8 protein-coding genes are annotated in these 5,428 nt (G+C 43.0%); 2 read left to right on the top strand and 6 right to left on the bottom strand.

Annotation, left to right across the window (positions count from 1 at the left end; translation table 11 throughout):
* The 3 genes from QTO00_RS14050 to QTO00_RS14060 all read right to left on the bottom strand — a co-directional run.
* Positions 1–542 (bottom strand): SgrR family transcriptional regulator (locus tag QTO00_RS14050; protein WP_331425358.1); only part of this gene is annotated, 542 nt, incomplete at its 3' end.
* Between the two features lie 77 nt (positions 543–619).
* A complete protein-coding gene (locus QTO00_RS14055) occupies positions 620–853 on the bottom strand; it encodes a DUF3389 domain-containing protein (protein ID WP_331425359.1) in 234 nt (77 codons plus the stop codon).
* Between the two features lie 9 nt (positions 854–862).
* Positions 863–1,291, bottom strand: coding sequence for a hotdog fold thioesterase (locus tag QTO00_RS14060; protein WP_331425360.1), 429 nt, complete (start codon positions 1,289–1,291; stop codon positions 863–865).
* A gap of 96 nt (positions 1,292–1,387) precedes the next feature.
* Here QTO00_RS14060 and QTO00_RS14065 point away from each other — a divergent pair, with 96 nt between their 5' ends.
* A complete protein-coding gene (locus QTO00_RS14065) occupies positions 1,388–2,176 on the top strand; it encodes a M48 family metallopeptidase (protein ID WP_331425361.1) in 789 nt (262 codons plus the stop codon).
* Positions 2,177–2,234: 58 nt separating this feature from the next.
* On the opposite strand, the gene QTO00_RS14070 is transcribed toward QTO00_RS14065, so the two are convergent.
* The gene (locus QTO00_RS14070; RefSeq protein ID WP_331425362.1) at positions 2,235–3,317 is read right to left on the bottom strand and encodes a site-2 protease family protein; all 1,083 of its coding nucleotides are present in this window, start codon (positions 3,315–3,317) and stop codon (positions 2,235–2,237) included.
* A gap of 252 nt (positions 3,318–3,569) precedes the next feature.
* Here QTO00_RS14070 and QTO00_RS14075 point away from each other — a divergent pair, with 252 nt between their 5' ends.
* A complete protein-coding gene (locus QTO00_RS14075; protein WP_331425363.1) occupies positions 3,570–4,127 on the top strand; it encodes an alkylphosphonate utilization protein in 558 nt (185 codons plus the stop codon).
* 69 nt (positions 4,128–4,196) lie between these two features.
* On the opposite strand, the gene QTO00_RS14080 is transcribed toward QTO00_RS14075, so the two are convergent.
* Positions 4,197–4,895 carry a DUF1223 domain-containing protein gene (locus QTO00_RS14080; RefSeq protein ID WP_331425364.1) on the bottom strand — a complete coding sequence of 233 codons (699 nt, stop codon included), beginning with the start codon at positions 4,893–4,895 and terminating at the stop codon, positions 4,197–4,199.
* A gap of 131 nt (positions 4,896–5,026) precedes the next feature.
* The gene (locus QTO00_RS14085) at positions 5,027–5,218 is read right to left on the bottom strand and encodes a hypothetical protein (RefSeq protein WP_331425365.1); all 192 of its coding nucleotides are present in this window, start codon (positions 5,216–5,218) and stop codon (positions 5,027–5,029) included.
* Positions 5,219–5,428: the final 210 nt, after the last annotated feature.

Below are 5,428 nucleotides of genomic sequence, written 5' to 3' on the forward strand. Positions count from 1 at the left end.
CGCCAATGCTGAGGCGTTATCCTATCCCATGAATGAGCTAAATCAGGCTGCAACTGTTCGTTTTCATCGATACTCGTCAAACCACTAAATACTTGCTGCACAATGTGAAGTTCAGAGCGGCGCAGTGGCAAGGTCGGGTTAAGAGTCGACAATGGGCGGTAGTATGGCAGCCTTACTACTTGTTGACCTTGTTGATGAACAATACCTAAATAGCTCTCAACAACTTGAGCGAGTTTCGCGGTATCTTGATCGAGGACTTTGAGAGCATGACCAATTTTGCCCTCTTCTAGATAACGGCGTGCTAAATTTTCGCTCACGTCCGCACGGCTACGTTTGAAAATCAATTGAGATAACTTTCCCCGCCCTGGAGCTGGGTGCCACTCTAACCAGCCCTCTTCTTCCATTTTATTAAGAACGATGCGCGCGTTGCGTCGTGTACAAAATAGAATTTCAGTGATGTCTTCCAATTGGACACCACAATCTTGTCCTTTGTAGTGCTCAAATAGCGTTTCAAACTGAACTCTCAGTCGTGGGCTGCTCATAAAGAGGAAATCTCATATAGATTTAGTTAACTGTAAGTTTCCTCGTTTGTCGTAAGACTATCAAGATAAATTAGAAATTATTGGATCTGGCATCCAACTTGGTCAGCTATGTGTTGAAGCTGCTCTTCAGAGTCGAGTTTTATTGACCACTTAGTCTCGCTCCCATTAGCGGCAATAACATTGGCACCTTTACCAATCAGTGAAATAGCATCAATCTGTGCTTGCATCGTCACCCTATGTTCACCATCGAGTTTAACCACGACCTCATGGGGCGTAACGATGATTTTTCCGCTTTTAAACTCTACAACCACAACGACAACCTATTTGTTCTTTTGGTGCTTAACTGCAATGGTGAGTCGGCTAGTACAGACCAGACGGCCGCGTTCATCAGTAATATTGATCTGCCAAACTTGAGTGGAAACCCCAAGATGAATGGGTTTTGCTGTACCGATTACCTCACCGCTACGCATTGAACGTACGTGGTTGGCATTGATATCGAGACCGACACAATAGCTTCCCTCTGGTACACAAAAATTGGCCGCGACGGAGCCTAAGGTTTCCGCAAGTACAACCGAGGCTCCACCATGAAGCATTCCTAATGGCTGATGGGTAAATGAACAGACTGGCATAGTGGCTGAGATATAGTCATCACCCAATTCGGTGTAGACGATTTTAAGATGCTCGATCAGCGTGTTCTGAGATGTTTTGTTGAGCGTATCAAGGTCGACCGCTTTTTTCCAAATTGTCATGTCACATTCCATAAGTGAATGGGATTACCAAGAATAGTAACCTAATGCTATGATGTATAAAGTTAAATTATATGTTTATTTGAAATGGAGACTTCAATGCACGCATGGTTTAAAGTCGCAACGCTTTCTGCTGCTATAGTCATGACGGCTTGCTCGTCCTCTCCCACTGGTCGCAACCAGTTACTGCTATTTTCTGATTCTGACATGAGTGCACTAGGCGCTCAATCTTTTGAGCAAATGAAGTCTAAACTTAAAGTCAGTGATGATCCTAAAATCAACGCCTATGTTCAGTGTGTCACAGACTCGATCACCAAACATGTCCCTAAACAGCCCGGTTTTGATGAATGGGAAGTCGTCGTGTTTGACAGTAAACAGGTCAACGCTTTTGCCCTCCCAGGAGGAAAAATCGGCATTTATACTGGGTTGCTTGATGTTGCAGTCAATCAAGATCAACTTGCCACCGTTATTGGTCATGAGATTGCCCATGTACTCGCTGATCATAGTAATGAACGTTTATCTCAATCTCAAATTGCCAATGCTGGCCTTCAGTTAACTAACATAGCGCTGAGCTCGTCGGAATACGCTCAATACCGCGGCGCGACTATGGCTGCATTGGGTTTAGGTGTTCAGTACGGAGTGCTTATGCCATACGGCAGAACACAGGAATCAGAGGCTGATATCGTTGGCTTAGAGCTAATGGCAAAATCCGGTTTCAATCCGAACCAAAGTGTCGACCTATGGAAAAACATGGCCCGCGCTGCAGGTGGTGCTCAACCACCCGAACTACTGTCGACGCACCCTTCTCATAGTACTCGTATTTCAGATCTCTCCGCTAAGATAAAAGTACTACCACCAGAAAGCGCAGCTACACCAAACTGTATGTAGAAACCGATATTATTTAGGGAGCGAGATGCTCCCTTCTAGGGTCTTGTGATCCTAATATCTAAGTACCGAGAATGAGTAGGGGTAATCTCAACAGTTCGTCACCCGTGCTAGCAAAGTACCAAATAATACCAATTAACCCAGAGACCAGGCCTAAATACCAAATTGTCGCAATCGTCTGTCCGTATCGATCGAGCGGCAACAGATGGCTATGATGTCGACCTCTCCACTCAATGACAATTTCCAACATACCCATAATCAACAAAAAGCCAAACAGTGTAAGTCCCAATGAATAGCTCAGTACTACCCCACCCGCAGCCGCAAGCGTACATAACACAATCCCTGCAACGCTGTTCATCGAAAAACTGATACTTTTTAGTACATGCCCTCCATCAAGGGGCAAGATAGGTAAAAGGTTAAACAAATTTAAAAAGGCGTTGAATACTGCAAGACCAGCAAAAAACATCTCACCAGTGACAAGATATGCAATGAGCAGTACCAGTGACAAAATTAACCCAAACATTGGCCCCATGATGGAGATAACTACATCTTGCCAACGAGTATTTATCTTTTCATCACTTAACGCTAAGCCTCCAAGGAATGGAACCAAATAGATGCCTTTGGTTTTCATACCAAAGTACTTCATTGCCTTTACGTGGCCATACTCGTGAAAAACCAAACAAGCGATCAATGCTAAAGCAAACTGAAAAGAAAAAAGCCATGAATATGCAGCTAGACTTGCCGAGGCCAATACCACTTTGATCAATTTGGCACTTTTTAACGCTTTCATTCCTAGTGATATAAGACCGATCAAGCTGAATCGACGTTCAGGTTCTGGCTTAGTAAATGGCGTTTGTTGCTCAATATCTTTGCTATTACGACTGCCTTGTTCAATGATTTGATCATTAACAAGGGCGGTAAACTCTAAAATAAACGGCTGCCAAGTTAACTGGGCTTCCAGTTTGCAAACTAGTTCATTGTCACCATTCATTAGCGTAAAGCTATGTTGAGAGCTTTCTCCTCGCTCTGAATCAGCATCAAGTTGCGATACGAGCTGATTGTTCCAATACAGTTGTTGCCAGCCTGCCATCGAGCCTTCAAGTCTAAGTGGCTTACCCAAAAACTCGATTGATAGTAATTCCAATGTCTAACCTATTAAATTGATATAACAACAAAGCGGATTATGCCAATTGATACTAATAAGGTAAAGAATCACAATTTAAAGTGACAGTGTAGCGCACTGTAATTAGCTGATAGGTAAAGGATAGTGGCCGAAATGTTGGCCCAGAGTCAGAATTAACCTATATGTTCGTTTGAAGCCGAATTATCCTTTATTTTTGATCGATAAAGTGGATAATAGCCGGCGTTATTAACACCTATAAAATGTGAGTCCATTATGTCTTCTGAAGCAACTATGCTAGAACGCTGCCAATCTAAGTGTGAACTATGTGCCGCTGATGCACCTTTAACGGCTTATGCTGTTCCTCCGCACAGCCATGTAACAGTAGATTACGGAATCATGGTTTGTGAAAAGTGTCTTAGCGAAATCGAAGATCCAAAAGACATCAACCACTGGCGTTGCCTAAACGACAGTATGTGGAGCCAAGTTCCACCAGTTCAAGTCACAGCATGGCGTCAACTTACTCGCCTAAACAGCGAAAGCTGGGCTCAAGATGCGCTCGACATGATGTACATGGAAGAAGAGCAATTGAACTGGGCGATGACAGGTATGTCTGCTGATGACAAACCATTCGATTGCAACGGCGTTGAACTGAAGAAAGGCGACGACGTTACTGTCATCAAAGACCTGCCAGTTAAAGGTACTAACCAAGTCATCAAGCAAGGTACCGTTATCCGTGGCATCAGCATTGGCGACGATCCTAAGCTTGTATCAGGTAAGGCGAACGGCGGCCAATCTATGTACGTTATCGCTGAATACTGCCGTAAGAAGTAATCTCAAGTTACTTTCGATAGATAGAACAAAGGCGCTCACTTGAGCGCCTTTGTTATTTGTGAGTGTTATCTACTCAATCCTACCCGCAACAGTTTGAACTCTCTCAAAGCTTCCTAAAGGCGTAACCCAAGCTACTACTGCATCGATGTCACTTAAGTTTCCTTCATAGGTAAATGTCCATTGGCCATTATTGGACCGCATTTGGTTGCGCTGAGTGGCAATAAAGTCGTGCTCTAGCTTTTTGCCACGGTTTTCGCCTGCTCTAACGGTTGTGGTTTGATTGTTAGTAATAAATACTATAGTCGCATCAAGAGTGCGTTGCTCTTCGTAACGTAACTCAAACGTGTTTTCTTTTCGTATTAGAGTCAGTTGCTTAGATTCAGGCTGCTGGTTCTCTGGTAGTTTTCGGTTAACCCAGTTAAAGAAGCCTCGCCACTCTTTATTATCGACAACAAAACCCGGGGTATAAACGCTACTCACAACGTCATAGGCGTGATACAAGCGTTGCAGCTGCGAAAACTCAGGCTTAGCGAATCTGTCACTCCATCCCAAATAATTCCAATAGTCGACGTGGTAAACGATTGGCACTATCTCTTTCCAAAGCCTGTCATCATTTTCAAAGGTTGAAATGTATTTATCAGCGGGTGGACAACTAGAGCACCCTTCAGATGTAAAGAGTTCAACGACTTGAGGAGGTTGACCAGAACTAACCCATAACTGCCCGGCAGAAACGGTGGAGACGACGGAGAGAGCTAACAGTGCATTCATTATTTTTATCCCTTGCTACAAACGCAAACTATTTGTTATGGGAATAATGACCGTAACATCGAGCAATTACTTTCGCTCAAACAAAAAACGCCGGCATATAGCCGGCGTTTCATTATTCATATTTATTCGAATTAACGGTAAAGACCGATATCTTTTTGCATGTGACCAGACAAATCACTCGCGTAATGAGCGCGTGGTTCGCTGTTGTCAGTGAAAAGAATATCCAATAAATGTGCAATCAATCCTTTGAATGAAACCGCGTACGATTTCTTATCCATAGAGATAGGAGCTTCGATATTACCAATTTGCATTGCTTGTGCCATGATTGCCTCTCTATAAATTTTGTAATTCGTTTTGATGGGGTAATATTAATCAATAATTTATGGCTCAAAAAATGACAAATTTTGGCAATTCAGATTAGTTTTTCTTATAAAACAACTCTTTTACAATTGACTTCGCAACATATTCGCATTTGATGAATTTATATCCATTACAAGCCATTTATGGCGCATGAATATTTTACATTGCCGTTT

Origin of the sequence: Vibrio sp. M260118 (assembly GCF_036533755.1) — a bacterium.
Lineage (GTDB): Bacteria > Pseudomonadota > Gammaproteobacteria > Enterobacterales > Vibrionaceae > Vibrio.

Excerpts from the sequence above, each read along its gene's own strand:
- QTO00_RS14085 (WP_331425365.1), bottom strand. The coding sequence starts at position 5,218 with ATGGCACAAGCAATGCAAATTGGTAATATCGAAGCTCCTATCTCTATG.
- QTO00_RS14065 (WP_331425361.1), top strand. The coding sequence starts at position 1,388 with ATGCACGCATGGTTTAAAGTCGCAACGCTTTCTGCTGCTATAGTCATG.
- QTO00_RS14080 (WP_331425364.1), bottom strand. The coding sequence starts at position 4,895 with ATGAATGCACTGTTAGCTCTCTCCGTCGTCTCCACCGTTTCTGCCGGG.
- QTO00_RS14060 (WP_331425360.1), bottom strand. The coding sequence starts at position 1,291 with ATGACAATTTGGAAAAAAGCGGTCGACCTTGATACGCTCAACAAAACA.
- QTO00_RS14075 (WP_331425363.1), top strand. The coding sequence starts at position 3,570 with ATGTCTTCTGAAGCAACTATGCTAGAACGCTGCCAATCTAAGTGTGAA.